Annotated in this window: 18 protein-coding genes; 1 reads left to right on the top strand and 17 read right to left on the bottom strand. The window is 40.8% G+C overall.

Going from position 1 to position 18,114, the window contains the following annotated elements; all coding sequences use genetic code 11:
- Positions 1-61: 61 nt before the first annotated feature.
- The 5 genes from IEV52_RS09540 to IEV52_RS09560 all read right to left on the bottom strand — a co-directional run bounded on the left by IEV52_RS09540 (position 62) and on the right by IEV52_RS09560 (position 5,414).
- The gene (locus IEV52_RS09540; protein WP_188402337.1) at positions 62-514 is read right to left on the bottom strand and encodes a GNAT family N-acetyltransferase; all 453 of its coding nucleotides are present in this window, start codon (positions 512-514) and stop codon (positions 62-64) included.
- A gap of 636 nt (positions 515-1,150) precedes the next feature.
- Entirely contained in the window at positions 1,151-1,351 is a 201-nt protein-coding gene (locus IEV52_RS09545) for a cold-shock protein (protein WP_188401087.1), read from the bottom strand.
- A 256-nt stretch (positions 1,352-1,607) separates the two neighbouring features.
- Complete coding sequence (locus tag IEV52_RS09550) at positions 1,608-2,615, bottom strand: ketoacyl-ACP synthase III (protein ID WP_188402338.1); 1,008 nt, start codon at positions 2,613-2,615, stop codon at positions 1,608-1,610.
- A 473-nt stretch (positions 2,616-3,088) separates the two neighbouring features.
- Positions 3,089-4,300, bottom strand: coding sequence for an MFS transporter (locus tag IEV52_RS09555; protein WP_229754249.1), 1,212 nt, complete (start codon positions 4,298-4,300; stop codon positions 3,089-3,091).
- A gap of 226 nt (positions 4,301-4,526) precedes the next feature.
- Positions 4,527-5,414: a DMT family transporter gene (locus IEV52_RS09560; protein WP_188402340.1), complete on the bottom strand. Its 888-nt coding sequence runs from the start codon at positions 5,412-5,414 to the stop codon at positions 4,527-4,529.
- A 146-nt stretch (positions 5,415-5,560) separates the two neighbouring features.
- On the opposite strand from IEV52_RS09560, the gene IEV52_RS09565 reads away from it, so the two are divergent.
- Complete coding sequence (locus IEV52_RS09565) at positions 5,561-6,247, top strand: ArsR/SmtB family transcription factor (protein ID WP_188402341.1); 687 nt, start codon at positions 5,561-5,563, stop codon at positions 6,245-6,247.
- Positions 6,248-6,366: 119 nt separating this feature from the next.
- On the opposite strand, the gene IEV52_RS09570 is transcribed toward IEV52_RS09565, so the two are convergent.
- From IEV52_RS09570 to IEV52_RS09625, 12 genes are all read right to left on the bottom strand, one after another.
- Entirely contained in the window at positions 6,367-6,864 is a 498-nt protein-coding gene (locus IEV52_RS09570; protein WP_188402342.1) for a hypothetical protein, read from the bottom strand.
- A gap of 528 nt (positions 6,865-7,392) precedes the next feature.
- On the bottom strand, positions 7,393-8,031 hold the full coding sequence (locus tag IEV52_RS09575; protein ID WP_188402343.1) for a copper homeostasis protein CutC: 639 nt from the start codon (positions 8,029-8,031) through the stop codon (positions 7,393-7,395).
- Positions 8,032-8,347: 316 nt separating this feature from the next.
- Entirely contained in the window at positions 8,348-8,884 is a 537-nt protein-coding gene (gene cobO / locus IEV52_RS09580; RefSeq protein WP_188402344.1) for a cob(I)yrinic acid a,c-diamide adenosyltransferase, read from the bottom strand.
- Complete coding sequence (cobA, locus tag IEV52_RS09585) at positions 8,881-9,648, bottom strand: uroporphyrinogen-III C-methyltransferase (RefSeq protein ID WP_188402345.1); 768 nt, start codon at positions 9,646-9,648, stop codon at positions 8,881-8,883. Before cobA ends, cobO begins: the two co-directional genes overlap by 4 nt.
- Before the next feature lie 5 nt (positions 9,649-9,653).
- The gene (locus tag IEV52_RS09590; RefSeq protein ID WP_188402346.1) at positions 9,654-10,277 is read right to left on the bottom strand and encodes an NAD(P)-binding protein; all 624 of its coding nucleotides are present in this window, start codon (positions 10,275-10,277) and stop codon (positions 9,654-9,656) included.
- A gap of 19 nt (positions 10,278-10,296) precedes the next feature.
- Entirely contained in the window at positions 10,297-11,820 is a 1,524-nt protein-coding gene (locus tag IEV52_RS09595) for a cobyric acid synthase (RefSeq protein ID WP_188402347.1), read from the bottom strand.
- Entirely contained in the window at positions 11,813-13,186 is a 1,374-nt protein-coding gene (locus IEV52_RS09600; protein WP_188402348.1) for a cobyrinic acid a,c-diamide synthase CobB, read from the bottom strand. The genes IEV52_RS09595 and IEV52_RS09600 overlap by 8 nt, the downstream gene beginning before the upstream one ends.
- 29 nt (positions 13,187-13,215) lie before the next feature.
- The gene (locus tag IEV52_RS09605; RefSeq protein ID WP_188402349.1) at positions 13,216-14,340 is read right to left on the bottom strand and encodes a cobalt-precorrin 5A hydrolase; all 1,125 of its coding nucleotides are present in this window, start codon (positions 14,338-14,340) and stop codon (positions 13,216-13,218) included.
- Positions 14,337-15,110: a precorrin-4 C(11)-methyltransferase gene (gene cobM, locus IEV52_RS09610; protein WP_188402350.1), complete on the bottom strand. Its 774-nt coding sequence runs from the start codon at positions 15,108-15,110 to the stop codon at positions 14,337-14,339. The genes IEV52_RS09605 and cobM overlap by 4 nt, the downstream gene beginning before the upstream one ends.
- Positions 15,110-15,811, bottom strand: a complete 702-nt coding sequence (gene cobI / locus IEV52_RS09615) for a precorrin-2 C(20)-methyltransferase (protein WP_188402351.1) — start codon at positions 15,809-15,811, stop codon at positions 15,110-15,112. Before cobI ends, cobM begins: the two co-directional genes overlap by 1 nt.
- Before the next feature lies 1 nt (position 15,812).
- Positions 15,813-17,015, bottom strand: a complete 1,203-nt coding sequence (cbiE, locus tag IEV52_RS09620) for a precorrin-6y C5,15-methyltransferase (decarboxylating) subunit CbiE (RefSeq protein WP_188402352.1) — start codon at positions 17,013-17,015, stop codon at positions 15,813-15,815.
- Complete coding sequence (locus IEV52_RS09625) at positions 17,002-18,114, bottom strand: cobalt-precorrin-5B (C(1))-methyltransferase (protein ID WP_188402353.1); 1,113 nt, start codon at positions 18,112-18,114, stop codon at positions 17,002-17,004. Before IEV52_RS09625 ends, cbiE begins: the two co-directional genes overlap by 14 nt.

The raw sequence follows: 18,114 nt of genomic DNA on the forward strand, positions 1-18,114 counted from the left end.
CCATCAAAAAAGGCACTTCTCCTTCTTGAAGAAATGCACCCGATTGCTTAATAAAACCGTATTAAATTTCCTTTTTAAAAGAAGTTAGAGATAGGTTTTCTGTTAATCTTGTTTCTCCTGTTTTTAAAAATCCATTTTCCAAATAGAAGGTTACTGCTGGTGTATTTTTGGATCCAGTTGACACTATTATTGTTTCAATTCCTCCCTTATTGCTTTCAATGAAATCCAATAACATCTTGGCAATTCCTTTTCTAAAATGTTTAGGATGCACCATTAACCTATGGATATCAATTACACCCTTTTCTGCTTTTATAGAAATGACTCCGCATAACTCTTCATTTAAGTAATAGCCAAAGAAAGTCTCTCCACATTGTTGTAGCGTGTCAACTGTGTCTTTTAATGGCGGTATTTCATAAAAGTCAATTATTTCTGCTTCTACCTTATATGAAGATATTTGAATATTTAATACTTCTTTGGCAAGTTTAGAATTAGTAATATCAATTTTTTTTATCAAAACTTTCCCCCATTTACTTTTCCTATTTAATTTTAAAGTAGTTAAGTTTAAGCACAAACCAATATCATCTAAACCTTAACATATATATCCAATTTTCTGAAGACTGTTGTTTAACAATCTGCCCCTTAAACTGAAGAAAGAGCATCTTTTATTAACTCTGCAACTAACCTGCCCCGTTAATTTAAGTGGATTCCTTCACAATTTTCTTTTTAGGGTTATTCCACAATCTGGCCCGTTTGCGGAATAAGTTTCTTAACTGGCTTAAGGTTTATGAATAATATTTCAAAAAGTATTCCATAATGAAAAAACCCTTGGAATTTATTTTCCAAGGGAGTGAAACACTTTATTATTCAGTAAAGAACTTTTTTGTATTTTCACAAATGTTTTAGTTATGTCAGTAACCATAATGCTGTATTTTAGAAAGCTCCCAAGCGTTTTTTTGAATAAACAATCATATACTTTCCAAGAATGCCAATCAGTATGTTATACTGTTAACAAACCTTTAATGCTTTAAATGATTTACTTTGCCTGTACCATCTCCCTGCTCAAATTTTTGAGCGGGGTTTTTTATTGAGTTTTCTATAACAATAAAAAAACAGGCTCTATAGAGAGCCTGTTAATATAATTTATTTAAAATTATACTTTTTGAACGTTAGCAGCTTGAGCTCCACGAGCACCTTGCTCAACTTCAAATGTTACTTTTTGGCCTTCGTCTAAAGACTTGAAGCCATCTGTTTGGATTGAAGAGAAATGTACGAATACGTCATCTCCATTTTCGCGTTCGATAAATCCAAAACCTTTTTCTGCGTTAAACCATTTTACTGTACCTTGTTCCATTTTTGTTGCCTCCCAGTGCGTTGCCACACAATGTATTACTATCCTTGCCCAAATCTATTCTCAAGAAGGAAAATTATATCTCAAACTATCGATTACACCGAACAAAAATAATTCTATTTTCATTATAACAGTAATTAGAAGATATTGCAAAAGAAAAAGGATAACGATGTTTAATAATTTCTTTAATTTTTTGAGTATCAAACAACATTATAACCTCCATTGTTTCATTATTTTTCTAGGTAATAGTCAAAAGACTTCACAATGGTGTTGGCACTGTGACTTGTTGGTCAAAATTTATTTGTAAAAGTTGTCCAGCATGAACCAAACCACTTCCAAAACCGTACATAAGTACTCGGTCTCCATTTTTGACTTTTCCTCCACGGATTCCAAGGTCAAGCGCTAAAGGTATTGTAGCAGCAGAAGTATTTCCAAAGTTGACCAAGCTATAAAGAGTTTTTTTGATTGGGTATTCTAATTTTTCGCAAATCGGCTCTATCAACCGTAAGTTAGCACTGTGAGGTATAAACCAATCAACTTGATCTAAACTCGTTTGTGTTTTTTCTGAAATCTGTCTAATACTATCCGGAACATTCCTTACAACCCATCGAAAAACTTCTCTACCATTTTGTACAAGGTATTGAGTATCTATTAACTCAATATCATTGACCTTTTTTGATAGTCCAGAACGATATACATGTTGTGCTCCTCTTCCATCACTTCCCAGATGGAAGCCAATGAAGCTTTTTGATTTTTCATCCCTTTCAACTAATACAGCTCCAGCACCATCACCAAATAATATACATGTATTTCTATCGGTATAGTCTGTAATTTTAGAGATTGTATCTGCTCCAATAACGAGTATCTTTTTGTGGAGTCCAGATGCAATATAGCAGTGTGCAGTATGCAATGCATAAACAAATCCTGCACATGCTGCACTTAAATCTATGGCACCTGTTTGGGATATTTTCAATCGATCCTGTATGATACTTGAGACAGATGGAAATGGAAAATCTGGTGTGCTTGTTGCCACAATAATCATATCTACATCTTCGACTGTTTTATTATATCTTTGCATTAAATCTTTTACAGCAGAGACACACAAGTCACTGGTATATTCATCAGGACGGGTTATTCTACGTTCGTGAATTCCGGTTCTTTGAATAATCCACTCATTATTTGTATCAACCATTTGCTCAAGATCAAAATTTGTTAATCTTCTTTCGGGTACATATGTCCCTATAGCTGTTATTCTTGCTCCTAACATTCACTCCACCTCTATTTATTGTAAGTTAGTATTAATACCTGGTACTAATTATAACCATATTTATCCTTATTTCAAGAAAAGAAGACTCTTCATGAAAATTAAGCCTTCTGCTCTGTTTGATTAAGTGTAATACTCACATTCTAACGAAAATACCTCTATAATCTTTTAGTTCGATCCTAAACAATCTGGCCCTTTTCTGGAATAACATGACTACCGTTTTTAAAACAACAACAGTAATATAAGGTATTGTTTATGTTTGGCTACCATCAAAAAGTATTCTTAGTGACAGGGTAGTTGTTACATTAAAGGGAGTTCCGAACATTTCGAAACCCCCTTGGGTAAATACGCTCAAAATTCAATAAGATAATCTTCCTCAGACTGGAATGTGACGCAAAAATCCTGAATTTCACCGAATGAATTTTTTTATTGCTCCCTTTACTACATTAAATCTTAACTACGAAAATTCATCTTGTTTATAGTGTACTTGAGTTTTTAGTAGCTTGATGCAATTGATCTTTTCGCATCTTAACTTGCCGAAGCTGATATTGTCCATAAAAAATTAAGCCCACAAGTACAAATAAAGAAGAAGACAAAAACATACCACTGTATCCAATATAATTTGCAATGGTACCTAAGACAAAAGCTCCCCCTGCGATACCTAAATCAATTGACATAAAATAAGTAGCAGTAGCCGCACCTCTACGTTCAGAAGGCACAGCATCTATTACAAGCGCTTGTAAGCTCGGTTGTATAGATCCTAATCCGAGACTTATTAGAAATGCTGAAAGCAAAAAGATAGTAAAGGTATTCGATTGACTTAACACAAACGTTCCTACGATACACAATAACATTCCCGGATAGATGACAAAAGAAGCTCCATATTTATCGGATATTTTTCCAGAAAGAGGCCTTATTACTAATAACACAAGTGAATAAACAGCAAAAAAGTACCCTGCTGCTTCTACCATCTCTAATTCTTTTGCATAAAGAGAAATAAACGATACTATGCCACCATATACAGATACGATCATGACAGAAACAATACAGATATGTAATACTTTTGGTTCGACAAGTTTTTCAATAAGAGATAGTTTTTGGTCTCCACGCTCTTTTTGTGTATGCTCTTCAACTTTTATCAGACTTCCTAAGGTGGCGCTAATCCCGGCCAGAACACAACTAAAAATAAACAAAACATTAAAACTTCCGTTATTCATAACCCACAACCCTACGGAAGGTCCTATTACAAGGGATAAACTGATGAAAGCACCATAATAACCAATTCCCTCAGCACGACATTCAGATGGCACTACATCAGCTGCCATTGTTCCTGATGCAGTTGTAGCGATTCCAAAACTAAACCCATGTATGAACCTTAAAAGAAAAAATAAAAGTAGACCTGGAATAGTTATATAGAAAAACATTAATATAAAAAAAGCAATACGGGCGAACAAAAATACTTTCTTTCTCCCGATTTCATCCAGCCACTTCCCGGCAAGAGGACGGGCAAATATCTGGGCTGTTGTAAAAAATGCGATAATTAACCCCACTTGTCGTTCTGTACCATCCAGATGTTCCACTAAGAAAACAGGCAACGTTGGTAACAACATATAAAAGCTAGTAAACATAAAAAAATTACTAAAACACAGTAGTAAAAAATTCCTATTCCATAATTTGTTATTATGCATCATTTTATCCTCATTCCGGCTTTCTTGTATTTTAACGCTAAAATTTGTAACCATTCTTATTCTATAATCCTGCCCGTTTGTTCAATAAGTTCAATAAAAAAGAGCACTTCTCCTTCCTGAAGAAATGCACCCGATTGTGGAATAACTCATTACAACCAACTTGGCGGGCGTTAGAGAGTTCTATGGAAATGCAGGATGAAATTTAACTTAAAAACAACAAGACAACTTAAAAAGTAATATCATCTTTTACAGATCTTGTTCTATAGAAATTTCCGTTAACTAAAATAATACCCCCAACGATAAACAACCCACCAAGTATTATGTACGACTCTAAGCGCTCCCCGAGTATAAGCCAACCCGAAACAACACCAAAAAAAGGAGCTAAAAATAAATAAGCACTGGTCCTGCCTGGGTCACCTTTTTGTAAGAGATAGTACCAAACAGCAAACTGGACTATAGAGGACATAATAACCAGCCATGATAGGATGAACAAAAAATTAAAAGTGAAAATTAAAGCTGGATTTTCAAAAAGAAAACTGCAACCAAAAAGGACTAAGCCCCCAAATAGCATTTGATATGCGGATAAAACCCATGTGTCAAATTGTTGTCCCCACGTTTTTGCGAGTATTGTCCCGACAGCCCAAGATATTGCTGAGACAAATCCAAATAATGTACCTATTCTTAATTCCAGGTGACTACCCATTGTAATAAATACACCTACAAAACCTAAAATAACACCCAACCACTGAATATTATTATATTTTATTTTTAAAACTAACGTACTTATAACTACTACCAATAGGGGATTTAAAAAAGTGAGAATAGAAGATTCACCTGCCGTGATGGTTCTTAAACTCATGAAAATACAGCCCATAACCCCTGTTGTTTGAAAAAAACCAATTATAAAGATCATGATCCACGAATTAGTTGTTTTAGGATGAGGTCTCTTTAGTATCCTTACAATTAATGCCATTATTACCCCAGCTAGTGAGAATCGAAATGCTGCCAATAAAAGAGGCGATGAATAAACTAATCCCATTTTCCCTATGGCAAATGAAGATCCCATTAACGCCGTTGTTATTATTACTAATAATCCAAAAATATACTTATTCATGAGATCCTCCTGCATTTTGATAAATTACCATAATTGCTTCTCTCCTTTTATTCTAAGATTAATAACTCCTTTATTTGTTCATTGTATATCCCAGATATTTAAAGTATCATCGAAATATGGAATACAAATAATGAGGTGAATTCTTTATGAATGGAAGTCCTAATATCGCAGAAATAGCTTCTCTATTAGCCGATCCATCCAGAGCAGAAATATTAATCAGCCTTTTAGATGGCAGATTTCATACAGCTAGTGAATTGGCTCTCCTAGCAAAAATCAAACCTCAAACTGCCAGTTTTCATTTGTCCAAACTAAGTAAAAGCAAAGTGATCAAGATGGAAAAACATGGACGTTTTCATTATTATCATTTGGCGAATCAAGAGGTCGCACAATTATTAGAGTCCTTCCTCACTATCTCACGTCCGGTTGAAATAAGATCATTCAAACAAAATGTGCAAACAACAGCCTTATGTGAAGCTAGAACTTGTTATGATCATTTAGCTGGGAAATTAGGAGTAGGTTTAACAGAATCTATGGTCAAAAATGGATATTTGATAAAAACTGAGGAACAGTTTGAAGTTACAGAAAGTGGAAATCTATTATTTTCTGATTTAGGATTAAACTTGTCTTTATTAAGAAAGAAACGACGCTCATTTTCACGAGTTTGCTTGGATTGGAGTGAAAGACAGCACCACTTAGCAGGTACGCTAGGGAGTGCACTGGCTAGTCATTTTTTTGATAATCAATGGATCACTCATATTCCTTCTACTCGGGCTGTTAAAATTACTAGTAAGGGAAAAGCTAGTTTAAAAAGGTATTTTGACTATCAATTGTAATTTAATAAAAAAGCACTTACCTTATTACAGATAAGCACCCTTTGAAGGGTGGATAGTTTAAAAAGAAAATCATCCACATTATAAAAAAAGCCCCTCTCCGTAAAGAGGGCTTTTTAATTCTATTCATAGTATTTACCTAAAATTCTATTCATTTCATCAATATTTTTTGAAAGTTTATCTACTTCCTTGGAAAATAAATCATCATATATTAATACATCATCTATTCCATTATATATTTCTACAGTTTTTAAAACCTCTTTGTTTTGTGTAATACTATTTAATATATTCTTCTTAAGTGCTAAAGTATCTTCATATTTTACATCTTTATTAATAATTTTTTCTCTAGCTGTATCTAGACGTCTATTGAGTTCATAATTCTCTTCGAGTCCATTTTCGAGAACATACCAATCACTTCTTGCAAATGCATCTGTTGTCTCCCCAGCTTTGGAAATATGCTTACGTGTATCTTCTAATAAAGGAAAATATTCCTTATCTAAATACTCCCTAAATGCATAGAATTCATTAGTTTGCTTTTTTGTGGAGATAATTTTGGTACTTATTATTGTGCCCCCTACTGCTACTATAACAAGTAATCCTATCAATAACCATTTCTTCATTTTCTCTACCCCTTAATCTCTTATCTAAGATGTCATACTGTAACATAATATCACTCTGTAATTGCAATAAACAGATATTTTTCACACCGCTATTTACTTAATCTAACTACTAACGGGAAAAAAAAATTCAGACAATCTCGATATTAATGTACAGGACGATTAGTAACACCCTTTCCTTTTTGAAGAAACGCACCCGATTGTGGAAGAATGATTCTTCCACCACTCCCTTATTATTTTATATTGGAATTAACTATACAATTAGCAACAATTATATTTAGTTTTCTAAAAATGTGGGTAAGTGGGATCGCTTCCGCCTCTATAATATCCTTATAAAGGTCGTTTAGGGGTAAACTCAATTTGGTTTATCCTGAGATCCAATTAAAAAGAGCACTTCTCCTTCTTAGAGAAATGCACTGATTAGAATAAAAACTCCAAAACGATAAAACGCTAAAACAGCTCAGCAGACTCCTCTGATCTTAGATTTATAATAGTAGTAAGATGATGATGGATTAAGCCCTCTTACAAAGTTCAAAAATCCCCTACTATTTTTGTCCCATGAACTTCTCTTATATTTAAATTATCCGTGATATAATGAAGATTCTTATCAGAGATTCCGCCGCCAGGTAAGATAATTATTCTTCCTGCCGCATAATCCACATATTCCTTTAACCTAATCATGTTATGTTCAATAGGTAAATTATTAGGTCCTCCGTGAGTTAATATTCTATTCACACGATGTTTCACTAGCCAATCAATAGCATCAAATTGATATTCATGTTGGATTTGGTCAAACGCCATGTGAAAGGTGATATCCAACCCTTTTGCATCATCTAGGAGAGTAAGCATTGCATCCTCATCAATCCAACCTGAATCAGTTAAACAGCCTATCACCACTCCATCTGTTCCCAACTGTTTAAAATGAGCAATATCATTCTGCATAATCTCTATTTCTTCTTTATTATAAATAAAGCTTCCACCTCTGGGTCTGATCATTGTCATAACCTTAATATTTTTGCTTTTACAGTATTGAATGGTTTTTGAAGCCACCCCATGACTAACCGTGGTGCCGCCAACAGATAGATTATCACAAAGTTCAATGCGATTAGCACCCCTTATTATTGCTTCAGGAACAATTGTAAAGTTCTCTACACAAATTTCTTTTAACATAGTCACCCACCCTGCATAATCAATAATCAATCTAGTTACAAAACCACCAACTCGTATCAAGATTTATCATAAGTTCTTTCAAGAAATAGCTTTTCCTGAATCGTCCGTACGTCATTCTCGGCATCATTCTTCATAATAAAAGGTTTCAAAGTTTTTAAACTAGTTATTGTTTCTTTATCAGTATAGCCAATTTGTACGTAAGTCCTCTGTTGGGTTGGTAAAAGCGTATTAATATAATATTCATTAACATCATCAAGTAAAGCACAAGCAACCCTCTCTTTTTAATAAGGGAGGGTTGCATTTTTATGTAGAACCGTTAAAATTCAATGCCTTTAATGGCAGATACTCCTTCATCATAATAATGCTTGACGGACTGCATCTCCGTCACTAAGTCGGCTATATCGGTGATCTCCTTTCTGGCGTTCCTTCCGGTTAAGACCACGTGCATAGCGGGCGGACGGTTTAGGATGCTTGCAACGACTTCATCCAGCGGCAGCACATCGTCAATCGGGAATTTATCAATGGAAAGCGCATTGTTGATCTCATCCAGCACAAGCATATCGTAGTCTGGTGATAAGAGCTTTTCCTTTGCAAGGATCCAGGATTCTTTTAATGCTTCCCGATGTTCCTCAGGTGTCTTTGTCCATGTAAAACCAATGCCTGTCTGAATCATCTCGATGCCCATCTTATCAAACATCAGTTTCTCGCCATACGTTCGGGATGGTGATTTAATGAATTGCAGGATCAACACTTTCTTTCCTCTGCCGGCGGCTCTAAGAGCTAACCCTAAAGCAGCCGTTGTCTTTCCCTTTCCATGTCCTGTATAAACGAGTGTCATTCCCCTTTGAGTCATGCTAACACTTCTTCCTTTTTATCGAACCACCGAATTTTTTCTCTAAGCTGCACCACTTCTCCGACGATGACCATCGAAGGATGAGAGATGGCTGCTTCTTCGACCATCTTTTCAATCGTCTCCAGTGTCCCTGTTACCGTTCTCTGCCGGGGAGTCGTCCCCCATTCAATAACTGCCGCGTGTGTGTCCGGACTCTTGCCGTGGGTGATAAGCTCACTGCAGATATTCTTCAAGTTGCCGATGCCCATATAAAAAGCGATCGTATCACTGCCTTCTGCCAGTGCTTTCCAGTTAATGAAGTCTTGTCCTTTTTCTTTCCGGCCATGACCTGTAACGATCGTAAAAGAACCGGCATGATCTCTATGTGTGACAGGAATGCCCGCATAGGCAGGTGCCGCGATTCCTGAGGTGACACCAGGAACGATTTCGAACGGTATATCGTGCTCAGCCAATATTTCGGCTTCTTCTCCAACTCTTCCGAACACACAAGGGTCACCTCCTTTTAAACGGGTAACGACTTTTCCTTCATTCGCTTTTTCAACTAAAAGCTCGTGGATCTGTTCCTGGATAAGCGCGTGTTTGCCCGGCAGTTTCCCGCAATAGATCAGTTCTGCCGTTTCTTTGGCATAGTTTAAGAGCTCTTTGTTGATCAAGCGGTCATAGGCGATAACATCCGCTTTTTTGATACATTCCATCCCATGAACCGTAATGAGCTTCGGATCTCCGGGACCTGCTCCAACGAGGTACACCTTACCTTTATTCAAAACACTCATCCCCTCTCTATACATAATCCGAGAAATCTCTCTTCTCTCTCCTTATGGGAAAGATTCAAGAATTCCTCATCCAAAATTTCAGTCAATATCCTTTTCCTTTTATCTGGATCCTTTATAGAGGTTCGTATATACTTACGGCATTGATCCAAAAAATCAAGATATTCGCCAAACGTATCGTCATAGACAGAGGAAAAGCCGGCCGTGATCTTTTTTGCCATTCCAGGACTAGCTCCTGATGTAGAGACAGCGATCGTTAACTTTCCCTGTCGAAAAAGAGAAGGCAGGATAAAATTCCCTTCTCCTTGGTCATCACTCCGGCAGAAGAGCTGTTGATCTGTGATGGAATCTTGAACACTCTGATTGACTGCCCTCTCATTTACTGCTGTAATAACAAGGAATGCCCCTTTTATATCTGCTGGTTCAAAACTTTTTTGTTCCCATTTTATCGTTTTATCCGTTGCCAGTCGTAAGAGCTTATCTGTAACTTTTGGACTGATCACTAAGATATCAGCTCCAGCCTCCAGCAACCCCTTGATTTTTCGCTCTGCTATTTTGCCCCCCCCGACCACAACCGCTCTCTTGCCTTTCATTTTCAGCATGACTGGATAATAGTTGTCCATTTCAGCACCTCCCTGCTGGCTAAACGTTTTGACACCTTTGCTCGCTGTAGGCTTTCATCTGTTGATAGATAAGTTCAAGGTTCACATGTCTGCGCACTTGTGAGGCTAGTTTATCAAAGTTCTTCTCTCTTAATCTGCTGAAATAAACTGGTTCCTTCATCTCGCTCAATCCTTTTTGCCTTCTGATCGAGTTAAGAAGAGTGTTCCTGAACTCATCATTATGGAAAACTCCGTGAAAATAGGTGCCTATGATTCTTTCATCCTCACTTTTCGCACCGTCACTTTCTCGGTTCGTTGTTTCAATAAAGGAATCGATACTCCCTAAAGTACGGGAATTACCCATATGTATCTCATAACCTTCAACTCTGATTCTCTTCGCTCCAAAAACGGCTATCCCTTCTGAGCGTACCGTCTTCTTTTTCGTGCTAAGTTCGGTTTGTATAGGAAGCAGACCCAGACCTTCAGTGCTGCCATATGAGGTTTCTACATTTTTAGGATCGCTGACAAAACGCCCGAGCATCTGATAGCCTCCACAGATTCCAAACGTATGTGTCCCATCGGCCTCAGCATAGAACTTAATCTTGTCGTATAGTCCACTTTTCTTTAGAAAGAATAGATCTTCTATCGTGTTCTTGCTGCCTGGCAGGATGATCATGTCTGGTTTTTCCAGCTGGTCAGCCCGTGTGACGAAGCGTACCGAACAATCCGGTTCTGAAAAGAACGGATCGATATCCGTAAAGTTCGAGATCATAGGATACTGGATAACCGCAATGTCGAGACTCTTTGATTCATCTTTTTCTTTTCTGTAGCGCTGAAGAACAACAGAGTCTTCAGCTTCAATCGTAAGGTCGGGCATATACGGTATTACACCCAGAACGGGCTTGCCGCTATAACTCTCAAACCAGTCAAGACCGGGTTTGAGCAATGAAAGATCACCCCGGAACTTATTGATGATGACACCTATGATCCGTTTACGGTCTTGTTCAGAAAGAAGCTGAAGCGTGCCTACAAGGCTTGCGAAGACACCACCCTTTTCGATATCTCCGACCAAGATGACAGGGGCATCCGCCATTGATGCTACCCGCATGTTAACGAGCTCCCTATCGTTAAGATTCACTTCTGCTGGACTTCCGGCGCCTTCGATCACTATGCAGTCGTATGTCTCATACAGTGCTGCAAGTGAATCTTGGATCAGCTGAAGGCCTGTCTCAAAAAAGGATCTCCTATACTCAAAGGCGTTCATGTTCTGAAGAACTTTACCATGCACCACGATCTGAGATTCGTTCTCCCGGCTCGGTTTAATCAGTATCGGATTCATATCGGTAGTTGCTGCTATCCCTGCTGCTTCTGCTTGCACTCCCTGAGCCCTTCCGATCTCCTTGCCGTCCAAGGTTATGTACGAATTTAACGCCATGTTCTGTGACTTAAACGGTGCTGTTCGAAATCCATCCTGCGAAAAGATCCGGCAAAATGCTGTCGTGATGATGCTCTTCCCTGCATCAGAATGTGTGCCCTGTATCATGACAGAAAGAGGTCTAGACATTGAGTTTCCGCTCCTGACACTCTTTCATCCAATTGATTACCATATCCGGACAAGAAGCAAAATGAAAATGAGTGTAGCCCGCGACGAGGCTGCCCTTCATATATCCTTCATCCTTGCTTCCTCTCATCCCTTTTGTTTTATAGGCATATGGAACTTCTGTATGTGAGTGGTACGTTGAGTAATGGAACTCATGTCCTTTAGCTATTGTGCCCTCCTTTAACAAAAAGTTCCCCGGTTTACCAGTGATCTCCCTGTATCCAAGAGCAGCACGCTTCGATTGCATGACCACTCTCCCTGGGATGACCCCTGCCATATCATACCGCTTGCTGTCTGTTGTCTGAATCTCTTCTGTGAGGTACATGAATCCCCCACACTCGGCGAGAGTTGGGATGCCTGACTGTATAGCGTTCCTAATGGATTCTTTGACCGCACTTTGTTGTGAAAGCTCCCAAGCAAACTCTTCAGGAAACCCTCCTCCTAAATAGAGCGCTTCTGTATCAGGAGGTACACACTCACCCTTCAACGGGGAGAAGAAAGTAAGCTCTGCTCCATGTGCTTCTAATAGATTGAGGTTCTCTTGATAATAAAAGTTGAAAGCTGCGTCTTTCGCAACAGCGACTTTGACGCTTGGCAGACCCTTGGCCTGAAAAAGAGAAGATCGATTGGCTTCTAAAGGGGCTGCTTCTTCTGCAAGTTTCATCAAAGTATCAAGGTCTATTCTGTCTTCGATCAATTCTCCAAGTTTCTGAAAGAACAGATCAAGATCACCTCGTTCGATGGATGGGACCAGCCCCAGATGACGTTCCGGTATGTTCAGTTCATTTTTTCTTTCCAAGTAGCCTACAACAGGCAGTTTGCATTCTTTCTCAATGGCTCGTTTAACCAGTTCATAATGTCCTTTAGATCCTACCTGGTTTGCGATCACTCCCACAATGTTGGCATCAGAAAAACATTGGAATCCTTTAACGATCGCTGCTGCACTTCTTGCCATACTGGCACAGTTAACGACCAGCAAAACCGGGCTCTTTGTGATCATACTTATCTCAGCTGTGCTTCCTTCATTCGATTCCGGATTTTTCCCATCAAAAAATCCCATAACTCCTTCTATGATGGAAATATCAACCCCTTCACGATTCCGGTTTATGATGTCTTTTACAACACCTTCATCCATCATCCAACTGTCCAGATTCCTGGATATTCTTCCTGTTACAGCTGTATGGTAACTAGGGTCGATATAATCAGGGCCGCATTTATACCCCTGCACAGTGTAGCCACGTCTTTTTAAAGCGCTCATAAGCCCGATTGTCAGCGTCGTTTTGCCTACACCGCTTCCTGTACCTGCGATTATGATTCTTCTATTACTCATAAACCCCCACCTCCTCTTTTACTAACCTATCAATAAGGAATTACAGCGACCGAAATGGTAACGTTGCCTGACTTTTTCTTTACAAGAGCCAGATTGCTTGCGCCACTGGCTAATCGTGCGGCGGGTTCACTTACTCCATAAGCGCCCGTATAGGAAAAGACGGTTTGAGATGGTTCAGAGATCGTCACGTTATTCAGTTCTTCAGGTGTATAAGAGGTAAAGCTCCAGTCATACTTGGAGACGGTTTCTAAGAGACCGGCTTCATCTTTTTTCAAGTCGATCGTGGCTATTCCTTTTACACTCTTTATCGAGAACTTCAGTTCATCCAAGGTTTCCTGGATCACAGATTGTATTTCCTCAGCACTCGTGCCCCGGTTGCATCCTATGCCGAGGATGATCACCTTGGGGCGATAAAGTACACCGTTCTTGAGAATCTGTTCCTCGTCTTTGCACAAGTTTCGATGCGTCACGATTAAAGCTGCATCAGGGTTATGCTGCTGTGCCTCCTGTATGGATCCATACAGCCTGATATTTTCTGGAATCGGCCGGTCATATTCCCACCAATTCCTCTCTCCTGATTCCTGGACGATCGCAACATGCTCTTCGTTCACAACAGAGGCTGATACAGGCGTCAGTTTTTCAGCAGAGTCCCACACCCAGCCGAAACGCTTGCCAAAGAGATCAACAGGTATCGTCTTTTGTACATCAGAAGCTGTAGTGATAACCGATTCGGCCCCAATCAGGGCAGCGATCTCCCTTGTCAGTTCGTTCGCTCCGCCCATATGTCCCGACAGGACAGAAATCGCAAACTGCCCCTTGTCATCAAGTACGACGATGCCGGGATCTGTCTTTTTGTCTTTTAACAGCGGAGCGATCATCCGTACGACTGCTCCAAGGGAAATGATCAAGACGATGCCTTTATAATGGTTGAAAAGAGAAGGAAGGAGCAGGCGTACACTTCCTTCGAACATCTGGATGTTCTTCTCTTGTTCATCCCCTTTTCCGAACTTTTTCATGTAGAAAAGATCTGACGAAGTGAAGGAACGCTGAAGCTTTCTTGCCAGCATCACACCATGTTTAGTGATCGCGACAATCGCATATTCATTTGTTATTTCGATTTCGGGCTGTTTTCCTTCCTGCAGGACATGAATCATAGGGGCACTCCTTTACGGAAACCATGGGTAAAGGACTTGTCATATAGCTTAGATCTGAAATCTTTTTCGTGTATTCTTTCATCGAGCGCCCATCCTGCTAAGATCATCACCTGTTTTCGCATCCCGTTCAGCCTGAGATCCTCATCCAGGTTCTCAAGTGTTGTACGTATGATTTTTTCATCCGGCCAGGATGCTTTATACACGGCAGCGACAGGGGTCTTTTCATCCCATCCTGCTTCCAGGAATTCGTTTACGATTTTTTTCGTTAAAGTTGCACTTAGGAAGAGCGCAATCGTACAATGATGGCTTGCAAGATCTCTGAGCTTTTCTCTTTCAGGCATCTTCGTTCGTCCTTCTGCCCTCGTAAGGATGACCGTCTGCGTCAGGTCTGGAACCGTTAGCTCGGCCCCGATCGCTGCGGCAGACGCAAAGACGGAAGAGACACCTGGAATGATTTCCACTTTGATGCCTTCCCGTTTTAAAAGACTGATCTGTTCAAGCGTTGCTCCGTAGACGGCTGGGTCGCCTGTATGGACCCTTACAACTTCCTTTCCTTCCCTTACACGGGTGACCATCAGTTCTACCATCTCTTCCAGATGCATGCCTGCCGTCTTGATGACCTCTGCATCGGCCTTTGCCCGTTCGATGAGTGCTTCACTCACGAGTGAATCGGCATACATGACGACATCTGCCTTTTCCAGTGCGTTCAAGCCTTTGACCGTAATTAGATCCGGATCTCCAGGACCGGCCCCTACAATCGTAATCTTCATTATTTTCTCACCACCATTAGTGTTAAATATTCAAGGTCTGCATGATCCAGCTCATGGATGTTCCAGATGATCTCTTCTTCTGATGTTACTTTCGTGACAACCGATGCCTTTTCCATTAGATCAAGCTCGCGCAATATGTTAAGCATCAGCGGCATGACCTTTGCCACTTTTATAAAAAAGATGCAGTCGTTTTCTACGATCGCTTTTTTCATTGCTTCGTAATCGTCACGTGCCGGGATGATCGCAACATGTTCATCCCCTTCAGCAAGAGCGAGCCCCAGTGCAGAAGCTGCTCCGTTGATCGAAGAAATACCGGGTACGGTTTTGATCGGAACTTCAGGATGCCTCTTTTTCATCATGTTCATCATATGGATGAACGTACTGTAAAGAAGAGGATCTCCCTCCGTTACAAAAGCGACGTCCTTTCCTTCGCTGAGCTTTTTGTAGACGGCTTCAACCGTGTTCGACCATTCCCGTTCCAGAATTTCGGGGTCTTTTGTCATTGGAAAAACAAGGCCGAGCATCTCTTTTTCCCCTTGTTTCAGATATACGTCAACGATCTTATGGGCATAGCTTTTTGTGCCTTTTCTTTTCTTCGGATAAGCGATAACCGGTGATTCCTTCAGCTTCCGGAAAGCTTTTACGGTTAGCAGTTCCGGATCCCCCGGACCTACACCAAGACCAAACAGAGTACCGACCATATTAATCTCCTTTTCTTGAGGCTGTTATGATATAGATAGGATTCAAGCTATCGAACCTCGTTAAATTTAAGATAGGCTTACTCCTAGATATCTGTGCGAGCGTAATCGCAGTTTCATAGTTTCTTTCCTTAAATCCTTCAACTGCTTGAGTGAGATTCTCGATTGTGACGGCGTTCAGAACGATCCTTCCGCCAGGCTTCAACCGGCTGCAGCAAACATTCAGTATTCCTTGCATATCTCCTGCTGTCCCTCCGATAAAGATGGCATCAGGATCTGGAAATCCGTCTAGCTTTTCCGGTGCTTTGCCTTGTACGACGGTTAAGTCTGTTCGAAACTTTTTCATATTTTCATAGCAGTTTTTCAAGTCATGCTCGTTCTTCTCGATACCGTAAACGGCACCTTCCCGAGCAAGCTTGGCAGATTCGATCGCCACTGATCCTGTACATATGCCGATATCCCAAACAATGCTGTCTTCCTGAAGCTGAAGTGCGCCAAGGCTTAGTGTGCGGATTTCTTTTTTTGTGATCAGGCCTTTCTCGGGCTTTCTTTGAAAAAACTCCTCATCCTCGATCCCAAAACGCCACTTTGGGCCCTCTGATAACTGTTTTAATATCACTACGTTCAGTGGAGATCCTTCCCACTCAGCCATCTCTTCTAAGGTCATGGACGTGCATCGCTCGTTCCTGCCCCCGAGGTTTTCAGCAACGAACCCCGTATACTCGTTCATGCCGTAGTAGAGAAGATATTGGGCGACCGCTTTTGGTGTGTTCTCGCTGTCTGTTAAGATGGCGACCTTCTTCTTTCCATCGATCCGTTGTGCGAGCCCCTTCATGGTTCTGCCGTGGACACTCGTAACATAAGCGTCTTGATGGCTTTCACCGAATCTCGCAAAAGCGAGCTGTACAGAACTCAAGTAAGGGTAGACCTCTGCATCAAGGTGTCTGGAGAGATAGCTGCCGATGCCATAATAGAGGGGATCACCTGAAGCGAGGACAACCGTACTCTTATCTTCATGTTTCAAGCGTTCCGCAACATGCTTCAATCCGCCTTTTATGGCCACTTTTTCTCCCTGGTATTCAGGGAAGAAGGCAAGGTGGCGATCTCCGCCTATAAGGATTTCACTCTTGTTTATCATCTCCTGATATCCTGGCAGGAGTTCAGCCGGGCCTCCGTCTCCCATCCCGATCACTTTAATTGATGTCATGCTGTTCCGCCTTTCCTAATCGTTCTCCCTTTAACGTATATAGACTGGTAGAGACTGTGAGTCCCCCCTTTGCTTCTTTGAGTGCGTTTCTGCAGCAGCTCAGGCAGAGTTCTTCAAAGAAAGCGCTGATGCCATGAGTTGCCATAAGATCCCCGACTTGTGAGGCAGTGTTCGCTTCTCTTACCTGTTTGAGGATTTCTTCGGTTGCACCCGCTCGTTCAGCAACTGATGCTAAGAACCCAAAATCGATGGGGGCACTCTTGGAGTGGACCATCATAACGCCTTGTGCGACTTTGGAGAACTTCCCCATCATCCCGACCATCGAGATCTTCTCGATCCCCTGCCGTTTGCACTCTTTTAATGTAAACCCTACAAAGTCACCCATCTCTATGAAAGCTTCCTCCGGTAGAGACGGGTACTCCTTGATGCCGTATTTTTCACTCCTGCCGCCAGTCGTGATGACGAGATGACGGCATCCGCATGCTCTGGCAACAGAGATGGCTTGTACGATACTTGCTTTATAAGCAGCTGAAGAGAATGGGATGACGATTCCTCTTGTTCCGAGTATGGATATACCGCCTAGAATGCCAAGTCTTCCATTTAAGGTCTTCTTCGCGATCTCTTCTCCATCTGGGACGGAGATCACGATTTTAATCCCTTTTTTAATTCCAAAAGATGCTAACACCTCATTTGCCGTCTCGTGGATCATCTTTCTTGGAACAGGGTTGATCGCTGCTTCACCTACCGCGACTGGTAACCCTTCCTTCGTCACTCTCCCGACACCAATTCCTCCGTCTATCATTATTCCGTCTTCCTTGTTCCAGGACACCTCGGATTTGATCAGTGCCTGATGGGTAGCATCCGGGTCATCTCCTGCATCTTTAATGGTCCCTGCTTCCGCTGCTCCCGCTCGAAGGTCGCAGGACTCCATCTGAAAGGTGGCAAACTTTTTTACCGGCAGGTAGATAGTGGCTTCATATTGCGGCTCCCCGGTGATCAAAGCGGTAAGCGCAGCTTTTGTAGCGGCAGTGGCACAGGCGCCTGTCGTATAGCCCTGCCGAAGATCTTTTTTATCTTTTTTTGCCGTCTTGCTGTCCAT

It is taken from the genome of Fictibacillus barbaricus (genome assembly GCF_014635025.1).
Taxonomy (GTDB): Bacteria; Bacillota; Bacilli; order Bacillales; family Fictibacillaceae; genus Fictibacillus; species Fictibacillus barbaricus.